Below are 20,392 nucleotides of genomic sequence, written 5' to 3'. Positions count from 1 at the left end.
TTCCTTGGGAGTTTGCCGCGGCGCGGCGTAGAGTCTAGAACGGCACGTCGTCCGACATGTCGGCCAGAGTTGATGCTTGAGAGGGTTGCGACGCGGTGCGCTGCTCCGCTTGCTGGCGGGACGACGCCGAGGCGGGCTGTTGCTGCTGTGGTGCGCCACCGAATTCGATGTTGGACACGCGGCCCACGAGCTTGGCGCCGCGCTCACCGCTCTGGCGCTCGTAGTTTTCGATGTGCACTTCATCGATGGTGACGCTGACCTTGACGCCGGTCGTTAGGTACTGCGAGAGGGTCTCAGCGCGCTGGCCCCAAAGCGAGGCGTCCACCCACTGAGTGGGGCGCCTGCCGTCGGCGTCTTTCTTGCCATAGGTGAATGCCAGAGCTAAGTTAGCTACGGACTCGCCGTTCTGCGTGCGGCGTACGACGACGTCTCGGCCGATGCGGGCGAGGCCAAATAGTTGGGCCATGATTAAGCTGCCTCCTTTTTGAGCAGGTTTTCGTAATTGGTTACCATGCGCTCGAACGCCATCAAGTCAGCCTCCAAATCTTCGATGGCGTTGTCGTCTCGTTCTATCCGGATGATCGTAAGCTGCCGCCCGATGGGCTCCAGATCGGGCGCCCACAGAACGAGGTCAACCCATTTGCGGCCCAGAAGCCACATGGCGCCATTGCACTGGTCGGTGTATGCGCTGATATCACCGTCTACCACGGCCGTGAAGAGGGTGCCGGACGAAACCATCGTCTTGATCTCGATGATTCCGTCGTCGTCAACGAGGCCGTCCACGCTCACGCCGAATAGGCGGTCCTCGGTCGTGATGAATCCGGCCTCTTCCACGAAATTTCCAGTCTTTGCCTCGTAGGCGGCACGTGCGAATGGCTCTTGTTCGGTGCCGGTTCGCATCGCGGCATTGGCGAATATCTCCGGCGCGCGGCCGCCAACACGTTCGCGCGCGACGTCCATTGCATAGTCTTGACACTTCTTGGATGGAGAGCCGCCTTTCAGCTTGTCACGACAATCCTTGAATCGGCTGCCAGTGATGGCGCCACGGCGGGCGTCCAGCCATTCGGGCGTTCCCTGAGGGGCCTTATGGAAAATCAGGTCCATTATGTGATCTCCTGCTTGAGCATGTTGCGTTTGTCGCCGTATGCCTTCTTGAAGGCGGCGAAAGCGGCGAGATTGTTAGTCGGCTCGATTGCCTTGCAGCCTTCCTGCCAGACCGTGGCAGCGTCATCGAGCGTTTCCGCCTGGGCCAGCTTGCTGATCCATTCGTCGCGCAGGTCATAAGCCGCGTCGTCCGCGCCCGCGCCGTCGTTGTCGTCGCCCTTTTCGGAGATTCCGCAAACCGCCTTCAGGGTGTGGCGCTCCAGGTAGGTGGTGGTGGAGACGATGGCTTGAATGGTGTTCTTGCCGCCGCTGTCGTCAGCGGGGGCATCCATCGTTGCCGACTTCTCATGGCCGAGCCGGTGCTGCAGGGTGCATGTGATGTAGATGCGGCCGTTCTTCTGCTCGGGCGTCCAGCTCCAGGAGAATCCGTGGCGAGCCAGTGCCGGGCCCACAGCGTCGGTCAGGTCGGAAAGTTCGGCATGCTTGTACTGCGTGCGACCCTTCGAGGTGGCGAAGTCGACCTGCTTGCGCTTGATGACGTCCACCTTCTCGGCCTTGAACGCGGCGAAGGCGTCGTTGAAGGCCTTGCGTGCCTCGTCGGCCTCCCATTCGCGCTGGATTGCCATCATTTCCTTGATCTGATCCAGGGGAATGCCTTGCTTGACGGCAGCCATCATCATGCCCATGGGCGAGTTGGCGGCGAGTACGGCGACTTGGCCGGCGGTCGGCTCGGGCTGCGTGGCCACTGCTCGGGCCGGGGCGTCGATAACTTCAGTCATGGCGTTCTCAGTAAGTGATTCGGATGTTGGGGATCTGTCCCTTGGCGATCAGCGTGACCGCCTGTTTGGCACAGTCCTCGGGCATGCCAGCCCGGACGAACGCATCCAGGGCGGCGCGATTGATGCTGGCCTTGTGCGCCTTGTCGGCCTCGCGGCGCCGGGCCTCGGATTCTTCTGCTGCCTTGGCGTCAGCCTGGCGCTTGATCTCTGCTTGTCGGGCTGCCTCGGCGGCTTGCTTCTCACGCTCGATGGCGGCTAGACGCTCCTGCTCAGCGCGGTGTTCTGCGGCGATTTGGTCTGCCTTGGCCTGTGCTGCCGCCTTTTCAGCCTGCTCGGCTTGCAGCTTCAATTCCAGTTCCCGGCGCTCGGCCGCTGCCTTGGCTTCCTGCGCGCGCCTGATCGCGGCTTCGCGTTCCGCTTGGGCGCGGGCCTCGGCTTCACGTTGGGCCTTTTCGGCAGCTTCCCGGGCGATGCGTTCTTCTCGCTCCTTCTGCTCACGTTCGGCTTGAGCGGCGCGCAAGCGGGCTAGTTCCGCCTGCTCCGCTTCATACTTTGTGCGGGCGGCCAGGCGATCGCGCAGACCGGTCAGCGCCTTGTCTTTCGCTCTGGCGGCTTCCGGTTCGAACTCTTCCCATTCTGGACCGATGGCAACGGTTTCCACCGCTGCGACGGCTGCGCGGATGGATTCCACCGATTCGCCACAGTTGACGGTCAGAGATACGATGCCTTCAATCGCGTCCTTGTGGCGCTGGATTCGGTCTTCCTCAGCCTGCTCCCACTCAGTCAAGGGCCTACGCACCTCATCTGCCAGGGCATCCAGCGTGTCCCGCATGCGCTTGCGCTCGGCATCGATCCGCTTCGGGACGTCCTTCAAGTTGTCCACGAGCTGCTTACCCAGGGCGTCGAGCGCGGTCTTGGACTTGCGTACCTTGAACGCCAGGCTGGCGGTCGCCTCGCGGCCCTTCTTCGTCGACATGTCCGGCACATGGCCGGCCACCTCGGCGCGGATCTTGTCCAGCCAGGGTTCCAGGCCCGAGGGCTTCGAATACACCTCCAGCGCGGTTTCCTGGGGCGGCAGTTCGGCGAGTTCGGTCGTTTGGGCCATGTCATTCCTTAGCCGCATAAGCGGTCGGGCGCCCGTCCTGGGCGATGATGGTTTCGTCGCGCTGCTGGACTTCGCCGTAGCCGAAGATCAGGGCAGTCAGCACGCCGGCGACGACCAGCGAGGCGACGGCGTTGTCGCGGTCTTTCAGGAGGCGGCGGATCATTGGGCGCCTCGGGCGGCCAGCATGGCGTCGGCCATTTTGTAGGCCCAGGCAGCACAATCGGCGACGTCCGGCCTTTTGTCGGCGCCGGCGGCGATATCTCCCTGCATGGCCTTGGCCGCGAAGTAGTCGCGAAGGGTCATCCCCATATCCCACGTGCCCCACCTATCGCCAGCGCCATCGGGCACGTTGAGGAAGGCCGGGCCACCGTCGTTGATCGTGTTCATGCTCACCCCTCAAGTTCGGTAGCGATTGCGTGCTTGATATCCCGCTGCAGGGCCAAGCACCATTGGCTATTGCTGTTCATCACCGCGTACAGGATCGACATGTAGTCGGCGTGGCTCAGGTTGGCGAAGAAATCCGCATCGTCCAGCCGCTTGACCCAGTACAGCGCGTCATGCCCATCTGCATCCCAGCTGGCTGGATTGCCCAGCGTCTGGCATACGTCCTGCACCGTGGCAGTGAGGACCTCGTACTGTTCATCACCGTGGTATATGTCCATCGCCTTTCTCCGGGATGAGGGCGAGGGGGACATAGATCGATTGATAGATGCCCGCCGGATTCCCCCAACAGAACTGTGGGTCGCTTAGTTCTTTGCGTGCATGAATTACCCAGGCCACCGGCACCTGCGCCGCCAGAGCCTGGCGTACAGCTTCCTCGGCGTAGGCGCGTACCTCATGCGCACGAAACCAGACTTGGCTCATTTCCTTGCCGCCGATGCGCTCAGTAGGAAGCGGCGGCAGATTGGGCTTGCTCATGGGCGTTCCTTGTCCTGTTTTTGGTCGGCGCGTTCAAATTCGTGGCGATAACCTGCGGCCATCCGCTTGAATGCCTGTGTTGTTGTGACGCGTAGCTTTGCTTTGCCGAAGGTTCGCCCGTTTGGGTCTACAAAGCTCCGGAGGAAAAACGTGCGTTCTGGGAACTTTCCAGGCTTATGGCGGCTGACGACCTCCAGCACCATCTGGCCCATCCCATCGGCAATCGCCACCTGGTCCGGGTCATACAGATAGCCGCTATCCCTCACCTCGAAGCGGACGCCGGGCCGCCAGGTCTTCCCGTCGTAAAATTCGCCATCCTTCGGACCGCTGTACTCTTCCAGCGCGAACGGGTACGCAACGCGGAAAGTCTCCATTACGCCGCCGCCTTCACGTCTTCCGCATACATCGTGCGGTAGTGCTTGAACTCAGGCTCAAACGCCTGCTCCAAACGCTGGCGCTTCTCAGAATCCAGAGCAAGCCAGCAAGCGGCAAGCTTCTGGACACCGTTTCCGCCATACTTCTGCATCGTGGCGACTGCTTGGGAAGTCGTGATTTCCATGGTTTGCTCCGTGTGGGATAAGGTCGATTGCTCAGGGCGGCGCACACCAATCGCCCATACCGGAGGGCTTGGCTTTTTCGCGTGTTGGAACGTTGAAGGATGGCAAGGGGCCCGAGGCCTTGCCTTGGAATGCGCCGGCCTGAGCAGCCAGAGGGAGAGCGCCCCGGCAAAGCCGGGGCAAAGGGATTAATCGATCAAGCGATGATGCTGCGGACGGGACGAACTCGGAACTCGTCGCCGCGGCCCCAGAGGTAGACGTCGCCGTCCTCGAAGTCCACCGCCCAGGCGCCGAAGGAGCCGTAGGGCGTCGAGGTCCACACGTCGCCGGCGTCCTCGCTGAAGCCTTCCAGCGCCACCACCTGCAGCAGCTCACGATGGGACGGCAGGTAGAAGTCAGCCAGGCCGTCGGCGGTGTATTCGGATGCGGCTTCGGCGGCGGGATGAGCGCCGCGCACCAGCAGCTTGCGGGTGTTCGCGGTGCCGTCCAGATCCGAGTAGCCGTCCAGCTTGTCGCCGTAGCCGCCGAATTCGAACGTGCCGTCCAGCAGCGCCGCGGCCGCGAACAGGTGACGCCCTTGCGCCGTCTTGCCGATGTAGATGCCGCCTTGGCCCTCTGCGTACTGGCCAACTACGAATGCATTGCTCATGGTTTCTCCAGGTTCTTGGAAATGCCAGAACCCGGATGGGTTGGCATAGGAGTGCCGGTCTTTCCCGGCTGTCACCGCTCATTTCTTCAGCGGCCCGTCAGTCGCATTACGTGCTCCACGCGCCCACTGCGCTTCATGCGCTGTTGCTTGCCTGTCGACTTAACGACTCGGCTCACGCTGGGGACAGTGGGTTCCCCGCTGCTCGGTGCCGTCTCTCCGGCTGTCACGCCTACTTCCCCGCGCGGCTTACTGGCGTACGGGCGTTCACGACCTGATATGTGCGCGGCATCCAGTCAACAGGGGGCCGTGACTGGCATCCTCGATCTGCTACACCCCCAGGAAATTCTTCATCGGTCTACGCCCTGTCACGGCGCAGGCGTTAGGCTTCAGCTTCGACAGCCTCCAGAGATCGGACGCGAAATCCTTCGATCGCTTCCAAAACCTCTTCTCGTAAAGACCCTGGCGGAACAATCAACTCCGCCGTCTCGCCCATGGTCCGTCCGTCAAATCTGGTAAGCCTCCACGGATTGCGGCTGGCATCGATCACAACAAGCATCGGTTGTTCGCTCATGTCAGGCTCCGGTGCGGAGTTGCTGGATGCGGTTCATGCGTTCCCAGTAGGAGGCGTTTCGCGTCTTGGCGTTGAAGTCGAGGCCGGTAAAGATGCAGTGCCACGCCGGCATGTTGATTTCACGGCGCGCCTGGCGGGCGTCTTCGAGGTATTTGCGGTACAGAACCTTGGTGAGGTACGCCATGCTGTTCTCCCATGTTGCTCACCGGGTGGTGAGGATTCATTCGTCAGCCAGCGCTCATAGAACGGGCTGACGGATGAAGTCCGGGGCAACGCACAGCCTGGCTGTTCCCGCTAACGCGGCTCCAGTCCATGCGCTGCCTCTTCAATCCACCGCAGGCCCAGCAATACAACTCGCCGGTCAAGGGAATGGATAGCCTCTGATCTTTCGTCCGGGGTGGAGGGTTGCGCCCGGGGCCTAGCCGTCCTTACGGACCATCGGCCTGTTCTATCGCTTGGCTGGTTGTTAAGGAGCGGTACTGCTGGTGCTGCTTCCCATGCCCACCCGACTTTGTGGCGGTAACGTCCTCTCGCTGGGATACGAGGCCGAGGGCTTGTTGCCTGCGCCGTGTTTGCAGCGCATGGATGTAATGTGCCACAAGAAAAACTAGCATGCAAGAAAAACTAGTAAATAAAGTTGTAACGGCTGTGCCGAGACACAAAAAAGCCCGCTCGAGGCGGGCCGGGTTGGGGGGGCTTAGTAGGCCGGGGTGGCCCAGAGGGCCACTAGCACTACTAAGAGCCAGATCATGATGCGGATCATGGAGTGCTCCTGTACCTAGGCGCCTTTTCACCTAGTACATGTGTAGTCATGATCAATTGGAGCTATTCGCAGACCGTTTTCGGATATCGGCTACCATTGCCGAATTACTTTGTTACTTGGAGGGAATAGACATGTTTCGAGTCGGAGTTGCGATCGTTTCTGCTCTTTTTGTGGGGTCAGCTTTGGCCGCTGGCCCAACGGATATCAACGAGATTCGGCGACAGAGTATGGCTAAGGATTTCGTTTTGGCGACCCTTAAGGATCCAGACTCCGCCAAGTTCCGCAACCAAAAGAGCTTTTGCGGCGAGGTGAACTCTAAGAACTCGTTTGGCGGCTACACCGGGTTCAAGAGGTTTATCGCCGCTGGCAAAGATCTGGTCGTGTTTGAGGGAGACAAGAGTCTCGCGCGCGGAGCTTTCCAAGAGGCCTGGGGAGAATTCTGCAAGTAGGCTAGGCGGCGTCAAGCACAAAAAAGCCACCCGGTGGTAGCTAGGTGAATTTCGGCTAGGAGGAAAGATCGCTGATGTGAAGCCGTACGATTTCGCCCTCAGCGTCGATTTCTGCCTTGGCCAAGAATGCAACTGGAGAAATCCGCGCCATCGCCGCTACATAAGCGTTGTCCGCGCGCTGTACGACCGGATCCGTAATAACTGCGTTTATCCGTTCATCCGGCGGGAAGCCGTCCAGCGAAACTTTGCAATTCCCGGATAGCATGTCTAGTTCAGAAATCACGCCAACGTAGGGGCGCGTCTCGGTTATTGAAGTGTCTTTTGGAGCATTCGCAAGCTCCTTCGATGCTCGGTCAAGTACCGTGGCTGGAGCCGGGGCCCCCTGCTGATAGACAGAGATCGTTTGAACCGAACGACCAATAGGGACGTGAGCTTGCTTTACCGCGGGTTGCAGCGCGTCGACCATCTTGTCGACAGTTTGGAGCAGGCGCAACTGCATGGCCTCATTCTGGGCCAGAGACTTTTGTAGAGCCTCATTCAGCAGTTTCATTTCTTCGCTCTTGCGCCTATTTAGAACAACCGCTACGACCGCGGTAAACACCGCCGCCGCAAAGCCAGACCACAGCTCTTTGGCGGTCAAAAACTCCTTGATTACCACCGAGATTTCGTAGCATCTATGCTCCCCTACCGGCTCAGCCACCACCTGGACTGATAGAGCATCGTATTGCTTATTGTACTTCCCGGTCTGAGCAAAGTGGGCGCAAACCGCCAGAACGCGCGCGAACCCCTGTAGCGATACGCCAAGTTGGTTCAAGTCGATTTCATGGGCGTCTGCATCGCCGCCTTCGTATCGGATGTTGTACGAGAGCGCTTCGATAGGGGTAGCGCTTGTGTCTGTCGGGGCTAGGATGCTCATGAGGTGTGATAGTTGAGAATTTCAAGTGGCCATACTGCATCGGTCCGCAGACTTCTACGTGCGCGGGGAACAGTTGTACGTGGCAACACCCTAGGGTCGCACCCACTGCCCCGCCTCGTCATCCCGCAGCCGGGCGCCACCCCAGCAACAACCGCTCGTCCACGCCATTGCGCAGATCGCGTATCCGCAGTCACTGCGACCATTCATAGCCTCTGGCGGCCATCTTCTTGTAGGTCTCTCTGGCGCGGTCCAGCAATTGCGGCATGATCGGCTTCCCAAGATCATCAACCAGAACCACCACGACGCCGCACTTACACCCCTCAATGTTTGAGGGGTCAGACCAAAACTCTCTTACTTGTTTGGCTGTGAAGAGCCTCCCATGGCGTTCTGCGTGACTCTTCCTGGTCGTGGGAGAAAGCGCAGACAGGTGCATATACAACTGCTTTGACCCAAATTTCTTGGCAGAAAGTTCGTCTTGGTCCAGGCGCCGCATACGCGACTCGTGCAGCGCATAGCTGGCTTCTGATGGGGTCACAGCTTGAACCCAACCCAAAACGCACGGCCAATGATCTCGATATCCGGGTCATCGAAGCTCAAGTGCAAGTCCTCATAAGCGGCAGCATTTTCGGACCGGGCGATGAATCCGCCGTTTCCCTTATATAGACGCTTTACCTTCACTTCATCGTGCTGACGGAAGGCGTAGACCTTTCCGTTGACGATCGACGTCGCGCCACGGTTAACCAGGATTGTCGCGCCGTCCGGGATGAGGGTCTCCATACTGTCCCCTTTCACCGACACAGACACTGTCTGTTCCGGGGCTGCTCCCGCGGATCGCAGGAAGTCTGCTCGGAACGATAGCCGAGTCATTTCGTCTTCGGTCAAAACGATCTCGCCATGACCGGCGGACAGGCGTACGTCCAGGCGCCTGATGGAGACAAATTCTTCGGTATCGGGGTCTGCAGTTGGCCCCACTGCCAAGTATTCGGGCGTTGTATTAAGCGCTTTTGCAACGGCCTCTAAGCGAGCACGTTTAGGTGCCGTTTTGCCGTTCTCCCACTGCTGGACGGTCTGCCAGGAAACGCGTACGCGATCAGCAAGCTGCTCCATCGACAGCCCGAGCTTTTCCCTAAGGTCTTTGATTCGTTTGTGGATCGTCGACATGCGCGCGAGATTACCCACAAGAAAGGCTTGTGTCATTGCAGGAATTTCTTGCATTGCTAGTTTTTCTTGTATAGAGTGGATGTCATGGACAAGAACCCCCACATCGCTCAAGCCATCGCCAACGCCGGCGGCCCGGTGGCAACAGCCAGGAAGACCGGCGCCAACAACTACCAGACGGTCCAGCAATGGGAGCGGTCAGGGAACGTACCTGCTGAGTATGCGCATGCCTTGGAATCTGCCTCCGGGATCTCCAAGCGCCTTTTGTGCAAGCAGTGGGCGAAGGTTTGGCCCGAACTGGCCGAAGAGGCGAGGGCGGCATGACCACGCGCACCTGCGTTTTCCGCCTGGACACAGCCTTCCTTGATAGCCAAGTAAGCGATTTTTCGTCGGCTCTCGATCAAGCCGTATCCAGGGGGTCATCTCTTCAAAGCCTTTTGGATCGCTTCTCTGGCGACATCGATAGCGCGTTGGCGAATGTCATTCTCGGTGATGGTGTGTCCACATCCCTGGCAGATGGCTCCATCGAAGTCTTGTATCGACCGAGGCTGGGCGGCAACTTTGAATTGTTGATTTCCGCACTTCGGACAGCCGAACGAAACGATGTTCTCGGGCATGAGAGTTCCCCCAACGTAGAAGAGGGTGAATAAGAAATGGTTGAACTGCACACCATAACCCCGTTTCTTTCCTACAGCCCCGACACCGGCCTTTTCCGTTGGTTGAAATCGCCAAACCGGCGCATAGCGGTCGGTTGCGTTGCCGGTCGGACAAACAAGCACGGCTATGTAGAAATCGGTATTCATAAGCGCATTCTTTCGGCGCACCGTCTCGCGTGGCTGCTTTCGCACGGCGAGTGGCCAGATGGCGACATCGACCATGTCAATGGAGATCGACAGGACAACCGACTGTCCAATCTTCGTGTCGTGTCTCGTCGAGAGAACGTTCACAACATTCATGGCGCGATGGTCACCAATCGACTTGGTGTTCTTGGTGTCGTCCAGGTTGGAAGTCGGTATCGGGCGTCCATTCGACATGAGGGTCGCACGGTGTCCCTTGGCAACTATTCGAAGATCGAAGACGCGCAGAAAGTCTATGCGGCTGTGAAGTCTGCGTTGCACCCTACATTCTCGAATGACACCGATTCTACGTTGCGCGGGAACCACGGCGGGGAGGGGGCATGACATCAATGCACCGTCGCCGATTCGCGCCCCTCGGTCGCCCACGCCATGCGATCGCGCTCGGCGCACAGCTCCTTAAAGATTTCCAGCACCGCGTCTTCGGACGGATCGATAAAGGTCCGCTTCGCAATGGAGGCGGCCTCCTTCAACAGCTTTTCCGTTTCGTTCACGAAACACCCCTCGTTCTTTGTTCATAAGGAAGTACTCGATGAGCACCCCAGCAGTATCACCAGAGCAGGTTGAAAGCACACGCAAGATTGCCGAAAGACTTCGGAGCGAAGTTGGGTCGGCGATTGCAATGTTCACCCAGGCTCGTGCAGCGGATTTCATGGGCACTTCAGCAAGTACCGTGAATCGCATCGTCGCGGATGACCTAGACAAGGTTTGCCATCTGATGGCGGCCATCGGTCTTCAGTTCGCGCCCGTCGATGCGATGGTCTACAGCAAAGCCCGAATTGAGGCGCTTGAGTTGTTCACCTACGAATACTTGCGGACCAAAGTGGAAAGCCGGGCGAAGTAATGGACAAACAGGTCTTCGTCCTCTCCAGCAGCCAAGTGAGGCGTAATGCCGTCCTGGCCGTAATGGAGGCTGGCGACAACATGCGTGTCGAAATCAAGCCCAAGGGACGCACGCCTGCGCAGAACGCCTTTTCGCACGCTTGGTATGAAGAGATTTCGGAAGCCTTCCCTGAAGACGATGAACTCGGCTGGAAGTGCTACTGCAAGCTCCACCACGGCGTGCCTATCTTGCGAGCTGAGGACGAAGAATTCCGGCTTGCCTACGACGGAACCATCAAGGGACTGGCATACGAGCAGAAATTGCTCGCCATGCGCGTCTTCCCAGTGACCTCTCGCATGAACGTGGGGCAGCTGACGAAGTACGCCAACGCCGTCCGCGATGACTTCGCGGCCCGCGGGCTGCTTCTTGAAGTGAAGGGAGCCTGAATGCGCACATCCACGCTCCAGCGAAAAACGCCCATGCGCCGCTCCAAGCCGAAGCGTGAGAAGGGCCTTGGCCACAAGGTCGAGGTCGTCATGGGCTTCTATCGGCCGCTTGGCCACAAGCTGCCGACCTTGTTGCGTAGTGAGCAGCACCGCCGCAATGTCGTGGCGCTCGGCTGTCTGGTGACGGGTGCGCCGGCTCAGGCCTGCCACGTGAACATCACGAAGGGAACCGGCCTGAAGGCATGCGACAGCCTGTGTTTCCCGCTTTCCCCTGAATTGCATCGCCAGCACGACCAGGGTGGAATGCCGCGGGCCGAGCGCTGGAAGCGCGAATGGGAGTACGTCGACGCCACACGGGCGGCGTTGATGCAGAAGGGCCTGTGGCCCGCGGAAGTTGAATTGCACTACCAGCGCGCTATCGAACCCTTGCGCCGCCTGGTCAAAGGGGATGAGTGATGGCCGGCGACTGGATCAAGATGCGTAGCAACCTGTGGGATGACCCGCGAGTGGCTCGTTTGGTCGACCTGACCGACAGCAGCGAAGCCGCAGTCATTGGTGGCCTGTACTGGCTCTGGGCCACCGCTGACCAGCATACCGCTGATGGATTCATGCCTGGGCTGTCCTGCCGTCAGATCGACCGCAAGACCGGTGTGGCTGGCCTGGGTCAGGCCCTGGTCGACATTGGATGGATTGAGAACCACGAAGAGGGAATCTTCATCGTGAACTTTGAGGATCACAACGGCGCGTCGGCTAAGAAACGCGCTCAGACGGCGAAACGGGTTGCCAACCACCGCAGCGGTAACGCTGATGAAACGCCTAATGACGAATCGAGTAACTCACCGAGCGTTACGGGTGCGTTAGCTAGAGAAAGAGAAGAGAAAGATAAAGAAGAAATACCCCCCAACCCCCCTTTGCAGGGGGGTGACGAGTCCCACCAGCCTTCGGCTGCCAAACCCAAGCGGGAACGCAAAGTGCGCTGCACGCTGAAAACCTTCATCGACCGTTGCCGACAGGCTGGCGAGACGGCCATCAGCGGCTACGAGCCCTTGCGCAAGTACGTGGACGGTGTGGGCCTGCCGATGGAGTTCGTCCAACTGGCCTGGGACGTGTTCAAGGCTGAGCATGGGTCGGATGGCATCCACGAGCGCCGGATGCAGGCCGACTGGCGCCGGCATTTCCTGAACTACGTCACGAAGGGGTACTACCGCCTCTGGTACGCGAACGCCGAGGGTCAATTCGCCCTGACCACGCAAGGAGTCCAGGCACAGCGGATCCATGCCCACAAGGAGGCAGCATGAATGCCGCAACCGTGCGTGTCCCGCCGCATTCCGTAGACGCCGAGCAGTCCATCCTGGGTGGCCTTCTGCTGGATAACGGCGCCTGGGAACGGTTGGATGGAAGCGTGTCAGTTGACGACTTCTACCGTCACGACCATCGCCTGATCTTCGATTCGGTGTCGACGTTGCTTGACCGCGGCATGCCGGCTGACGTGCTGACCGTGCATGACGCTTTGCAGGCGGCTGGCGATGCGGAGCAGACCGGTGGTATTGCTTACCTGAACGCTATCGCGCAGAACACGCCGAGCAGCGCCAATATCCGCCGCTATGCCGAGATTGTTCGGTCGCATCGGATCCGCCGCGATTTGCAGGTCTTGGGGCAGGAAATTGCAGAACTGGCGAATGAACCGGGCGAAGCTTCGGCCCTGATTGAACGCGCCACAAGCCTCACTATGGCATTGGCGGACACTCGCGAAGCCGGGGAAGACCCGAAAGCAATCGGCGAATTGCTGCCCGGTGTCCTGGAGGCGCTTGAGGCGCGGATGGAACACGGAGGGGAAGTCTCCGGGCTTTCGACCGGCTTCGAAGACCTGGACCGCCAGACGTGCGGATTGCAGCCCGGGGATTTGATCATTGTTGCTGGCCGGCCGTCGATGGGCAAGACGACCTTGGCCGTGAACGTTGCTGAGAACGTGGCGATCGACGGGAAGGTGGCTTTCGTCATCAGCCTGGAGATGGCTTCGCGTCAACTCGCCGAGCGCAGCGTGTCGCGCTTCGGAGAAATTGACAGCCAACGGATGCGCACTGGCCGGCTCAGCCAGGGCGACTTCACACGATTGACGTCAGCTTTGGGACGCTTGGAGAACCAGAAGCTAGTCATCGCTGATGACCCGCGCCTAGCGAGTGCTTCCCGCATTCGGATTGCGGCCCGGAAGGTGCGCCAGCGCCATAAGCGCTTGGACCTGATTGTCATCGACTACCTGCAACTCATGCAGGGGGAGGGCGGCAACCGAAACGAAGAGCTGGGCGGAATCACCCGCGCGCTGAAGCTTCTGGCCCGTGAGTTGGGCTGCCCAATCATCTTGCTTTCCCAGCTTTCTCGCGAGGTTGAGAAGCGCGTCGACAAGCGTCCGCTCATGAGCGACCTGCGCGAGTCTGGCGCTATCGAGCAGGACGCCGACGTCATTCTGATGGCCTACCGCGACGACTACTACACGCCTGACAGCCCACTCAAGGGCTTGGCCGAGGTCCTGATCCGCAAGCAGCGCATGGGGCCGCTGGGGGAAGTCTTCCTGACCTTCCAGGGGCAGCACTCCCGATTCCTGGATGCGGATCAGCAGGCCGTGGCCGAAGCGCGCAACGCCGTGCAGTTCAAGCCGAAACCGAAATACAGCCAATTGAGGGACTGACGATGACAACATTTCCCGGAGCAAGTACGAACCGCGCATTCGCCTTGGGCCGCCTCAAGACAGGCCAGCTCAACAAGACCGAGCAAGCATATGCCGATTACCTGGGCCAGTTGCAGGCCGTGGGCGGCATTCTCTGGCACAAGTTCGAAGGCATGAAGTTCCGTCTGGCAGACAACACCTTCTACACGCCCGATTTCGCGGTCATGGCACCAGATGGCCAGATCGAGCTGCACGAGGTGAAGGGCTTCTGGCAGGACGACGCCCGCGCCAAGATCAAGATCGCCGCGGACATGTATCCGTTCAAGTTTATCGCGGTGAAGGCTCGGGCCAAGAAGGACGGCGGCGGCTGGTCCGTGGAGGCATTCTGATGGTCGACCTATGCAAATGGCAGTTCCGGGACCCGATGCTGGTCCTGATGAGCAAACAGCAGGCGGCGATCAATCGATCCTGTGAGGGGTGCGCCCATGCCAAGAACATCGAGACCCCCTTTGGTGACACGCTCACGCGCTGCTTGAAGGGCAAGCCTTATGGGAAGAAATGCAACAGGTACGAGGTGGCCGATGAATAGGCTGACAGGCGACGACATCCTGTGGAACTGGGCGCGGTGGACGTGGTCTGGCGCGACAGTGGGGAACATGGAGGCCTATGTGTCCTGGGAGGACGACCATCGCCCAATCCTGACGGACCATGCCCTGGCGGTTGAGAGCATGCATGCGGCGCTTCCCTGGCATGAGCGCATGGTGATCATTGCCGAATACCCACAGAAGCGCCCCATGTTCGGCCACCTTGACGCCCGGGGCCGGGTCAAGGCTGCGCGGGAATGGATCGCCAAGACGACGGGCGTCGCACTCACTGAAACTGAATACAAGATTTACCTAGGTATGTTCCGCAATGAAGTGGAGAGGAAGATTCGATGAAATACGCTACGGAGGTTCTTGACCTACTGGGGACATATCCCAAGCGCGACTTCAGGATGATGGAGATCGTCAATTACATCCTTGGCGACAACAAGAATCGACAGGTTCGAGAGGCGGCCAGGAAGGCGGTCACGCGCGTTCTGCAGGCAATGGAGAGCGGCGGCAGCCTTGTCCGAATCGCACCCATCCATGAGCGGGGCGGATATGCGACCTACAGGCTGAAAAGCTATGCAATCCCGGATGATGCGCCCGGCGAAGATCGTATCGCCAGCGTGCTCGGCGACCTGAGTCCTGAAGCCCTTGCGAGAATTCGCGCCCATGCCAAGAGCCAGAAGCTTCCTGATCCTTACCACGCATTCATGAAGCAGAAGACCCGATCCGCTGGCCGCGGCATAGGCTTCGAACTCACGTTCGCCGAATGGTGGGAGTTCTGGCAAGACCACTATCACCTGCGTGGCAGCGGCCCTAACGATCTCTGCATGGGCCGTTACGGAGACACGGGTCCGTATGCCGTCGGCAATATCTACCTGACAACGATCCGGGGCAACATGGCCGACTACGTGGGGTCGGCTAAAAAGGAAGCGGACGTTGCCAACCTGACGTCACGGCGTCGGGCGGAATTGATTGCTATGGCTGAAGCGGTAGCGAATCGCCCACCGCCTCAATACACATATGAGCAGGTGCAAGCCATGCTCAAGCTTGGAATCCCCTTCGAGCTGAGGGCAACGTGAGGAAAAGTGGGACACGGACATTCCGGAAAGTACCCCGCATTGTGGGATACTAGCGCCGGGCTCTTGCGCCCTGAAGAAATGAAGCCCCGGGTAAGCACCGGGGCAAGAGTTATACGTTCACGATATCTGCAATATGCATCATATCGATGTGAATATCCTCGCCGGTATCGGTGTCTGCTAGGACCAACTCGCCAGAGTATGTAATGCCATCCCCGGCATTATTCAGCGTCTGTTGACGAATTTGGCCCCGAACCTTGGTTCCGTTAAGCAACGTCACTTCAACGTTCCATGGGCCCTCCATTGCTTCGCGAAGCTTGTCGCAAACCTTGGCGAATTGAAGCGCTTCGCTGTAGTTCCTCGTTTGTTGCAGCATCTTCTGATCCTCTTCTGTTGCAGCCGAGAGCGGCAGGCTAAATATACGAGGGCTGCTACTCAACTTACCCAGCGAAAATGCCCCTGTTCTGGCCGCTACTCGGTTATTTGCGGCGCTGAGGGGGCATTCATCAGGGCGCAAGCGATTGCCGCCATTAAGGCACTTGAAAACACTATGTGGGATTTCGAATGGCGCTGACAGACAAACAGCGCCGCTTCGTGGATGAGTACCTCGTTGACCTCAACGCCACGCAAGCGGCGATAAGGGCCGGGTACAGCCAGAAGACTGCTGGCCAGATTGGCGAGCAGAACTTGAAGAAACTTGAAATCTCAAGGGCGGTTCAGGAAGCTCAGGCGGCGCGGTCGAAGAGGACAGAAATCACCCAGGACATGGTCCTGCGGGAGCTGGCCAAGATCGGCTTCAGCGACATCCGCAAGATCGTGCGGTGGGGCAAAACAGAGCTGCGGGTCACGGACGCAGGCGACGACGATGGCGAAGTGACTGAGGCGTACCACGGCCTAGCTCTGGTAGGCGCGGACGACATTGATGACGACACCGCTGCGGCCATCTCCGAAATCTCCGAGGGCCGAGAAGGGCTGAAGGTCAAGTTGCACGACAAGAAGGGCGCTCTGGTCGATATCGGGCGCCACCTCGGCATGTTCAAGGACCGCATCGAGCATTCCGGCCCGAATGGTGGCCCCATACGCATAGCAGACATGACGGATGAGCAACTCGCAGCTATCGCCGCAGGAGGCCGCGCGTGAGCTGTTGATCCGTAGGCGCGCGCGTTCCAGCATTCTGGATTACGCGAATGCCATTGAAGTGCCCGGTAAGCCCGTAGATTCGGAAGACCCGGATGCCGAATTCTTTCAGCCTATCGAGACGACGATGGCTGACCACCATCGGTTGCTGCTGACCAAGCTTAAGGAAACGAGCGAGCGCAGGCATGGCCGAATGATGGTGTTCATGCCGCCCGGATCGGCGAAAAGCACCTATGCATCCGTTGTCTTTCCTTCGGCGTTCTTGGGAGAGAAAGGCAACCGGCGGTTGATCCTGGCGAGCTATGGCGATGACCTAGCCCGCAAGATGGGGCGCCGCACCCGAGCGATCATCAAGCAGGCGAGGTATAGGGGGATCTGGGGGGCCGGGTTGACGAGCGAATCGTCTGCCGCCCAGGAATTCGCCCTGTCGAACGGAAGCGAGTACATCGCCTGCGGCATCCTCGGTGGCGTCACTGGCAACCGTGCCCACGGGATCATTATCGACGACCCGATCAAGGGCCGCGAGCAGGCCAACTCGGAGACGGTCAGGAAAAAGACCTGGGACGCCTACGAGGACGACTTGAAGACACGCCTGATTCCGGGCGGCTGGATCGTGGTCATCCAAACTCGCTGGCACGAGGACGACCTTTCGGGCCGGATTCTGCCGGACACCTGGAAGGGTGAAAGCGGCTTGATCCGCTGCAAGGACGGCAACGACTGGGAGGTGCTTTGCATCCAGGCGCGCTGCGAGGTCGACGGCGACCCGCTGGGTCGTGCCCGGGGTGAATACCTCTGGCCGGAGTGGTTCGATCGCCAGCACTGGGCGCAGTTCGAAAGCAACTCGCGCACCTGGTCGTCGCTGTACCAGCAGTTGCCGACGCCGCTGGATGGCGACCTGTTCAAGCCCGACCAGATCCAGATCATCGACGCACTGCCAGCCGGCCGTATCGACTGGGTGCGCGGCTGGGACTTCGCAAGCACGGACGGTGCGGGCGACTACACGGCTGGCCCGAAGCTGGGACGCCTACCGACCGGTCAGTACGTGATTGGCGACATGGCGCGCGGCCAGTGGGGGCCGGACCGGCGCGACAAGGCGCTCGAGAACACCGCGGCGCTGGACGGTAGGCAGGTCCGGATCAGCATCCCGCAGGATCCCGGCCAGGCAGGCAAGACGCAGGTGCTGTATCTGACGCGCGGCATGCCTGGCTATCGCATCGTCAGCAGCCCGGAGAGCGGCGACAAGATCGTGCGAGCCGAGCCCTTCGCCGCGCAGGTCAACGTCGGCAACGTGCTGATGCTGCGCGGCGATTGGAACAAGGCGCTGATCGATGAACTGCGGTCTTTCCCGAACGGCAAGCATGACGACCAGGTCGACGGGCTCTCGCGGGCCTTCGCCGAGCTGATCACCAAGCGGCCTATGACAATCAACCCCGACGCGTTGAGGCGTGCATGAAGCTTTTGAACTGGATCCTGGCTAGGTTCGCCCCAGCGGCACCTGCCGCGGAGCCGGCTGTGCGCCGCGAACCCGGAATGCGTGTATCGGCTGTGGCTGTGGGCTTGGCCGGGGTGGCGCCCTCGGAACCTGTGCAACATGCGGCCGGCGAGTTCAAGCGGCCAGAGGTCATGCCGGGCGTGATCCCGGCGGCCAAGAAGGCGTCCGTCCTGGCCATGGACGAGGCCATGAGCCCCGTCTATGCCTACGTCAGCGAAGCGTACGCTGGGATGGGCTTCCTCGGGTATCCGTACCTGGCCGAGCTGTCGCAGCGCCCCGAGTACCGCAAAATGTCCGACGTCATCTCGAAGGAGATGACCCGGAAGTGGATCAAGCTCGAGGTGAAGGGCGACGATGATAAGGGCGACAAGCTCGAGGTCATCGAGAAGGCCATGCGCAAGCACCGCCTGCGCGCCAAGTTCCGCTTGGCTGCCTTGCAGGATGGTCTGTTCGGCCGGTCGCAGATCTACATCGATGTCAAGACGCCCAGCGGCACGCTGGCATGGGCCGACCCGGACGAGTTGCAATCCATCCTGGTCAAGAGCCCCGCAAAGGTCACCAAGGGGTCGCTGGTAGGCTTCAAGGTCATCGACCCGGTTTGGACGACCCCCTATCTGTACAACAGCGACAACCCGATGCGGGCGGACTTCTACAAGCCCACTTCCTGGTTTGTGCTCGGGCGCCAGGTGCACAGCAGCCGGCTGCTGAACATCGTATCTCGTGACGTGCCGGATCTGCTGAAACCGTCGTACAACTTCGGCGGCATGTCGATGACGCAGTTGGCGATTCCGTACGTCAACAACTGGCTCAAAACGCGCCAGGCCGTGGCCAACCTGATCGACGGGTTTTCCGTGCCATTGTTCATGACGAACATGGCGTCCATCCTGGGCGGCAGCCCTGGTGACGACGTGTTCGGCCGCGTCGACATCTTCAATCGCATGCGGAGCAACCGCGGCGCCTGGGCGATCGACAAGGAAAGCGAGGACTTCCGGTTCGAAAACGTGCCGCTGTCGGGCTTGGATGCACTGCAGAACCAGTCGCTGGAACAGCTCTCCGTTGTCTCTGGGATCCCGCTGGTCAAGCTGATGGGTATCTCGCCCAGTGGCCTGAACGCCACCGCAGACGGCGAAATCCGGGTCTTCTACGACGACATGCATTCGGCGCAGGAGGCGGTATTCCGCGACCCGCTGCAGACGTGCCTGGAGATGATCCAGCTGAGTGAGTTCGGCGAGATCGACCCCGACATCACTTTCAGCTTTGTGCCGCTTTGGCAGATGAGCGAGAAGGAGTTGGCCGAGGTGCGCAAGTTGGACGCCGACACCGACGCGGTACTGGTTGACATCGGCGTCGTCAGCCCACAAGAGGCCCGAGAACGCGTCGCCGCAGACGAGACTAATGGCTACCACTCGCTGGATCTGAGCGACCTGGACGAGGACGGCGCGCCGGATGCGGTGCCGGTCGAGCCGCCGCCGCTGGACGACCAACCGCAGGAAGACGCCGATGCCTGACCTCGTTTCCCCTACCGGCCGCGAGGTGCCGGTGCGCCCCGTGCATGCCAACCAAGGGGTAGAGGCGGCCTACCGCCAGCGCCTGGACCGCATGATCGACGAGATGCAGCGGTCCTTGGTGTACTGGTTGACGGCCGCCTACCGCCGGAATGTGCCAGAGATCGCCCAGGACGAAAGCCCGGCGATGGCGCTGACCAAGATGATGCGACGGCTGGCCAAGCAATGGCAACGACGTTTCGACGAGGCGGCGCAGCCAATGGCCAGCGAGTTCGCCGAAACGTCGATGAGCGCGGCGGACGTCTCGCTGCGCAATGCCCTGCGGCAGAAGGGATTCAGCGTGCATTTCCAGCTGACCCGCGCAGCAAACGATGTATTCCAGGCCACCGTGCAGGAAAACGTTGGGCTGATCAAGTCCATCGCCGCCGAGCATCTGCAGGAGGTACAGGGCATGGTCATGAGGTCGGTGACCCAGGGGCGCGACCTGGAAGGGATGGTCGAGGACCTTCGCAAGCGGTACGGCGTCACCAAGAGGCGCGCGGCGTTCATCGCTCGCGATCAATCAAATAAAGCAACCGCCACTATTACAAGGGTCAGGCAAAAAGGACTCGGCATAACAAAAGCGCGTTGGCTTCATAGCTCGGGCGGGAAGCATCCAAGGCCATCGCATGTCGCTGCCAGTGGGAAAACTTATGACATCGAAAAGGGAATGTATCTCGATGGGAAGTGGGTGTTCCCAGGAACCGAGCCAAATTGCCGATGCGTGTCGATCAGCATCATCCCCGGATTCGAGGGCTGAGCAGAAGAGATGCTTCAAGTGCAGAGAATCCAAGCC

Annotated in this window: 35 protein-coding genes; 16 read left to right on the top strand and 19 right to left on the bottom strand. The window is 60.1% G+C overall.

Going from position 1 to position 20,392, the window contains the following annotated elements; translation table 11 throughout:
• Positions 1-34: 34 nt before the first annotated feature.
• The 13 genes from C1I89_RS10265 to C1I89_RS10220 all read right to left on the bottom strand — a co-directional run bounded on the left by C1I89_RS10265 (position 35) and on the right by C1I89_RS10220 (position 5,867).
• Positions 35-466, bottom strand: a complete 432-nt coding sequence (locus C1I89_RS10265; RefSeq protein WP_102772628.1) for a single-stranded DNA-binding protein — start codon at positions 464-466, stop codon at positions 35-37.
• Positions 467-468: 2 nt separating this feature from the next.
• The gene (locus C1I89_RS10260) at positions 469-1,104 is read right to left on the bottom strand and encodes a lambda exonuclease family protein (protein ID WP_102772627.1); all 636 of its coding nucleotides are present in this window, start codon (positions 1,102-1,104) and stop codon (positions 469-471) included.
• Positions 1,104-1,883: an ERF family protein gene (locus C1I89_RS10255; RefSeq protein ID WP_102772626.1), complete on the bottom strand. Its 780-nt coding sequence runs from the start codon at positions 1,881-1,883 to the stop codon at positions 1,104-1,106. Before C1I89_RS10255 ends, C1I89_RS10260 begins: the two co-directional genes overlap by 1 nt.
• 7 nt (positions 1,884-1,890) lie before the next feature.
• Complete coding sequence (locus C1I89_RS10250; protein WP_102772625.1) at positions 1,891-2,988, bottom strand: hypothetical protein; 1,098 nt, start codon at positions 2,986-2,988, stop codon at positions 1,891-1,893.
• Between the two features lies 1 nt (position 2,989).
• Positions 2,990-3,151: a hypothetical protein gene (locus C1I89_RS34455; protein WP_181390918.1), complete on the bottom strand. Its 162-nt coding sequence runs from the start codon at positions 3,149-3,151 to the stop codon at positions 2,990-2,992.
• The gene (locus tag C1I89_RS10245; RefSeq protein WP_102772624.1) at positions 3,148-3,375 is read right to left on the bottom strand and encodes a hypothetical protein; all 228 of its coding nucleotides are present in this window, start codon (positions 3,373-3,375) and stop codon (positions 3,148-3,150) included. The genes C1I89_RS34455 and C1I89_RS10245 overlap by 4 nt, the downstream gene beginning before the upstream one ends.
• A 2-nt stretch (positions 3,376-3,377) precedes the next feature.
• Positions 3,378-3,650 carry a hypothetical protein gene (locus tag C1I89_RS10240; RefSeq protein WP_102772623.1) on the bottom strand — a complete coding sequence of 91 codons (273 nt, stop codon included), beginning with the start codon at positions 3,648-3,650 and terminating at the stop codon, positions 3,378-3,380.
• On the bottom strand, positions 3,631-3,906 hold the full coding sequence (locus tag C1I89_RS34070; protein WP_146196889.1) for a hypothetical protein: 276 nt from the start codon (positions 3,904-3,906) through the stop codon (positions 3,631-3,633). Before C1I89_RS34070 ends, C1I89_RS10240 begins: the two co-directional genes overlap by 20 nt.
• A complete protein-coding gene (locus C1I89_RS10235; RefSeq protein ID WP_219929572.1) occupies positions 3,903-4,280 on the bottom strand; it encodes a hypothetical protein in 378 nt (125 codons plus the stop codon). The genes C1I89_RS34070 and C1I89_RS10235 overlap by 4 nt, the downstream gene beginning before the upstream one ends.
• On the bottom strand, positions 4,280-4,465 hold the full coding sequence (locus C1I89_RS10230) for a hypothetical protein (protein ID WP_063639616.1): 186 nt from the start codon (positions 4,463-4,465) through the stop codon (positions 4,280-4,282). Before C1I89_RS10230 ends, C1I89_RS10235 begins: the two co-directional genes overlap by 1 nt.
• A 194-nt stretch (positions 4,466-4,659) precedes the next feature.
• On the bottom strand, positions 4,660-5,112 hold the full coding sequence (locus C1I89_RS10225; protein WP_102772622.1) for a DUF1566 domain-containing protein: 453 nt from the start codon (positions 5,110-5,112) through the stop codon (positions 4,660-4,662).
• 379 nt (positions 5,113-5,491) lie between these two features.
• Positions 5,492-5,683 carry a hypothetical protein gene (locus tag C1I89_RS34065; protein ID WP_146196888.1) on the bottom strand — a complete coding sequence of 64 codons (192 nt, stop codon included), beginning with the start codon at positions 5,681-5,683 and terminating at the stop codon, positions 5,492-5,494.
• Position 5,684: 1 nt separating this feature from the next.
• Positions 5,685-5,867, bottom strand: a complete 183-nt coding sequence (locus C1I89_RS10220; RefSeq protein ID WP_102772621.1) for a hypothetical protein — start codon at positions 5,865-5,867, stop codon at positions 5,685-5,687.
• A gap of 806 nt (positions 5,868-6,673) precedes the next feature.
• Between C1I89_RS10220 and C1I89_RS10215 the strand changes: the two genes are divergently transcribed.
• Positions 6,674-6,895, top strand: coding sequence for a hypothetical protein (locus C1I89_RS10215; RefSeq protein ID WP_219929571.1), 222 nt, complete (start codon positions 6,674-6,676; stop codon positions 6,893-6,895).
• A gap of 55 nt (positions 6,896-6,950) precedes the next feature.
• Here the strand turns inward: C1I89_RS10215 and C1I89_RS34450 are convergent, their stop codons facing one another.
• The 3 genes from C1I89_RS34450 to C1I89_RS10200 all read right to left on the bottom strand — a co-directional run bounded on the left by C1I89_RS34450 (position 6,951) and on the right by C1I89_RS10200 (position 9,026).
• Positions 6,951-7,811: a hypothetical protein gene (locus C1I89_RS34450; protein WP_181390917.1), complete on the bottom strand. Its 861-nt coding sequence runs from the start codon at positions 7,809-7,811 to the stop codon at positions 6,951-6,953.
• A gap of 190 nt (positions 7,812-8,001) precedes the next feature.
• Positions 8,002-8,304 carry a hypothetical protein gene (locus tag C1I89_RS10205; protein WP_102772620.1) on the bottom strand — a complete coding sequence of 101 codons (303 nt, stop codon included), beginning with the start codon at positions 8,302-8,304 and terminating at the stop codon, positions 8,002-8,004.
• Between the two features lie 38 nt (positions 8,305-8,342).
• Entirely contained in the window at positions 8,343-9,026 is a 684-nt protein-coding gene (locus tag C1I89_RS10200; RefSeq protein WP_102772619.1) for a LexA family transcriptional regulator, read from the bottom strand.
• A gap of 30 nt (positions 9,027-9,056) precedes the next feature.
• Between C1I89_RS10200 and C1I89_RS10195 the strand changes: the two genes are divergently transcribed.
• Positions 9,057-9,293: a helix-turn-helix domain-containing protein gene (locus tag C1I89_RS10195; protein ID WP_146196887.1), complete on the top strand. Its 237-nt coding sequence runs from the start codon at positions 9,057-9,059 to the stop codon at positions 9,291-9,293.
• 95 nt (positions 9,294-9,388) lie between these two features.
• Here the strand turns inward: C1I89_RS10195 and C1I89_RS35860 are convergent, their stop codons facing one another.
• Entirely contained in the window at positions 9,389-9,586 is a 198-nt protein-coding gene (locus C1I89_RS35860) for an ECs_2282 family putative zinc-binding protein (RefSeq protein ID WP_440130627.1), read from the bottom strand.
• A 36-nt stretch (positions 9,587-9,622) separates the two neighbouring features.
• On the opposite strand from C1I89_RS35860, the gene C1I89_RS35730 reads away from it, so the two are divergent.
• Positions 9,623-10,150, top strand: a complete 528-nt coding sequence (locus C1I89_RS35730; protein ID WP_102772617.1) for an HNH endonuclease signature motif containing protein — start codon at positions 9,623-9,625, stop codon at positions 10,148-10,150.
• 2 nt (positions 10,151-10,152) lie between these two features.
• On the opposite strand, the gene C1I89_RS34445 is transcribed toward C1I89_RS35730, so the two are convergent.
• A complete protein-coding gene (locus C1I89_RS34445; RefSeq protein ID WP_181390916.1) occupies positions 10,153-10,317 on the bottom strand; it encodes a hypothetical protein in 165 nt (54 codons plus the stop codon).
• A gap of 38 nt (positions 10,318-10,355) precedes the next feature.
• Here C1I89_RS34445 and C1I89_RS10185 point away from each other — a divergent pair, with 38 nt between their 5' ends.
• The 9 genes from C1I89_RS10185 to C1I89_RS10145 are packed head-to-tail and all read left to right on the top strand — an operon-like array spanning position 10,356 to position 15,426.
• Entirely contained in the window at positions 10,356-10,667 is a 312-nt protein-coding gene (locus C1I89_RS10185; protein WP_102772616.1) for a CII family transcriptional regulator, read from the top strand.
• A complete protein-coding gene (locus C1I89_RS10180; protein ID WP_102772615.1) occupies positions 10,667-11,092 on the top strand; it encodes a recombination protein NinB in 426 nt (141 codons plus the stop codon). Before C1I89_RS10185 ends, C1I89_RS10180 begins: the two co-directional genes overlap by 1 nt.
• Entirely contained in the window at positions 11,093-11,548 is a 456-nt protein-coding gene (locus C1I89_RS10175; RefSeq protein ID WP_258231378.1) for a hypothetical protein, read from the top strand.
• Complete coding sequence (locus C1I89_RS10170; RefSeq protein WP_102772613.1) at positions 11,548-12,390, top strand: hypothetical protein; 843 nt, start codon at positions 11,548-11,550, stop codon at positions 12,388-12,390. The genes C1I89_RS10175 and C1I89_RS10170 overlap by 1 nt, the downstream gene beginning before the upstream one ends.
• The gene (dnaB, locus tag C1I89_RS10165) at positions 12,387-13,778 is read left to right on the top strand and encodes a replicative DNA helicase (protein ID WP_102772612.1); all 1,392 of its coding nucleotides are present in this window, start codon (positions 12,387-12,389) and stop codon (positions 13,776-13,778) included. The genes C1I89_RS10170 and dnaB overlap by 4 nt, the downstream gene beginning before the upstream one ends.
• Positions 13,779-13,822: 44 nt before the next feature.
• A complete protein-coding gene (locus tag C1I89_RS10160; RefSeq protein WP_258231377.1) occupies positions 13,823-14,146 on the top strand; it encodes a DUF1064 domain-containing protein in 324 nt (107 codons plus the stop codon).
• On the top strand, positions 14,146-14,346 hold the full coding sequence (locus C1I89_RS10155) for a hypothetical protein (RefSeq protein ID WP_258231376.1): 201 nt from the start codon (positions 14,146-14,148) through the stop codon (positions 14,344-14,346). The genes C1I89_RS10160 and C1I89_RS10155 overlap by 1 nt, the downstream gene beginning before the upstream one ends.
• Positions 14,339-14,695, top strand: coding sequence for a hypothetical protein (locus C1I89_RS10150; RefSeq protein ID WP_102772609.1), 357 nt, complete (start codon positions 14,339-14,341; stop codon positions 14,693-14,695). Before C1I89_RS10155 ends, C1I89_RS10150 begins: the two co-directional genes overlap by 8 nt.
• Positions 14,692-15,426, top strand: coding sequence for a hypothetical protein (locus tag C1I89_RS10145; protein ID WP_102772608.1), 735 nt, complete (start codon positions 14,692-14,694; stop codon positions 15,424-15,426). Before C1I89_RS10150 ends, C1I89_RS10145 begins: the two co-directional genes overlap by 4 nt.
• Before the next feature lie 109 nt (positions 15,427-15,535).
• On the opposite strand, the gene C1I89_RS10140 is transcribed toward C1I89_RS10145, so the two are convergent.
• Positions 15,536-15,799 carry a hypothetical protein gene (locus C1I89_RS10140; RefSeq protein WP_102772607.1) on the bottom strand — a complete coding sequence of 88 codons (264 nt, stop codon included), beginning with the start codon at positions 15,797-15,799 and terminating at the stop codon, positions 15,536-15,538.
• Between the two features lie 188 nt (positions 15,800-15,987).
• On the opposite strand from C1I89_RS10140, the gene C1I89_RS10135 reads away from it, so the two are divergent.
• From C1I89_RS10135 to C1I89_RS10120, 4 genes are read left to right on the top strand one after another with little or no spacing between them, the layout of a single operon-like run.
• Positions 15,988-16,563: a terminase small subunit gene (locus tag C1I89_RS10135; RefSeq protein ID WP_102772606.1), complete on the top strand. Its 576-nt coding sequence runs from the start codon at positions 15,988-15,990 to the stop codon at positions 16,561-16,563.
• Positions 16,523-18,013 (top strand): phage terminase large subunit, encoded by a 1,491-nt coding sequence (gene terL / locus C1I89_RS10130; RefSeq protein ID WP_102772605.1) that lies wholly within the window; start codon positions 16,523-16,525, stop codon positions 18,011-18,013. The genes C1I89_RS10135 and terL overlap by 41 nt, the downstream gene beginning before the upstream one ends.
• Complete coding sequence (locus C1I89_RS10125; RefSeq protein WP_102772604.1) at positions 18,010-19,560, top strand: DUF1073 domain-containing protein; 1,551 nt, start codon at positions 18,010-18,012, stop codon at positions 19,558-19,560. The genes terL and C1I89_RS10125 overlap by 4 nt, the downstream gene beginning before the upstream one ends.
• Positions 19,553-20,356: a phage head morphogenesis protein gene (locus C1I89_RS10120; protein WP_219929570.1), complete on the top strand. Its 804-nt coding sequence runs from the start codon at positions 19,553-19,555 to the stop codon at positions 20,354-20,356. The genes C1I89_RS10125 and C1I89_RS10120 overlap by 8 nt, the downstream gene beginning before the upstream one ends.
• The last annotated feature ends 36 nt before the right edge of the window (positions 20,357-20,392 follow it).

Source organism: Achromobacter pulmonis, assembly GCF_002885955.2.
Classification (GTDB): Bacteria; Pseudomonadota; Gammaproteobacteria; order Burkholderiales; family Burkholderiaceae_B; genus Achromobacter; species Achromobacter pulmonis_A.
Note: the sequence above shows the minus strand (reverse complement) of the source record. Positions and strands in the feature narration are given on the sequence as shown.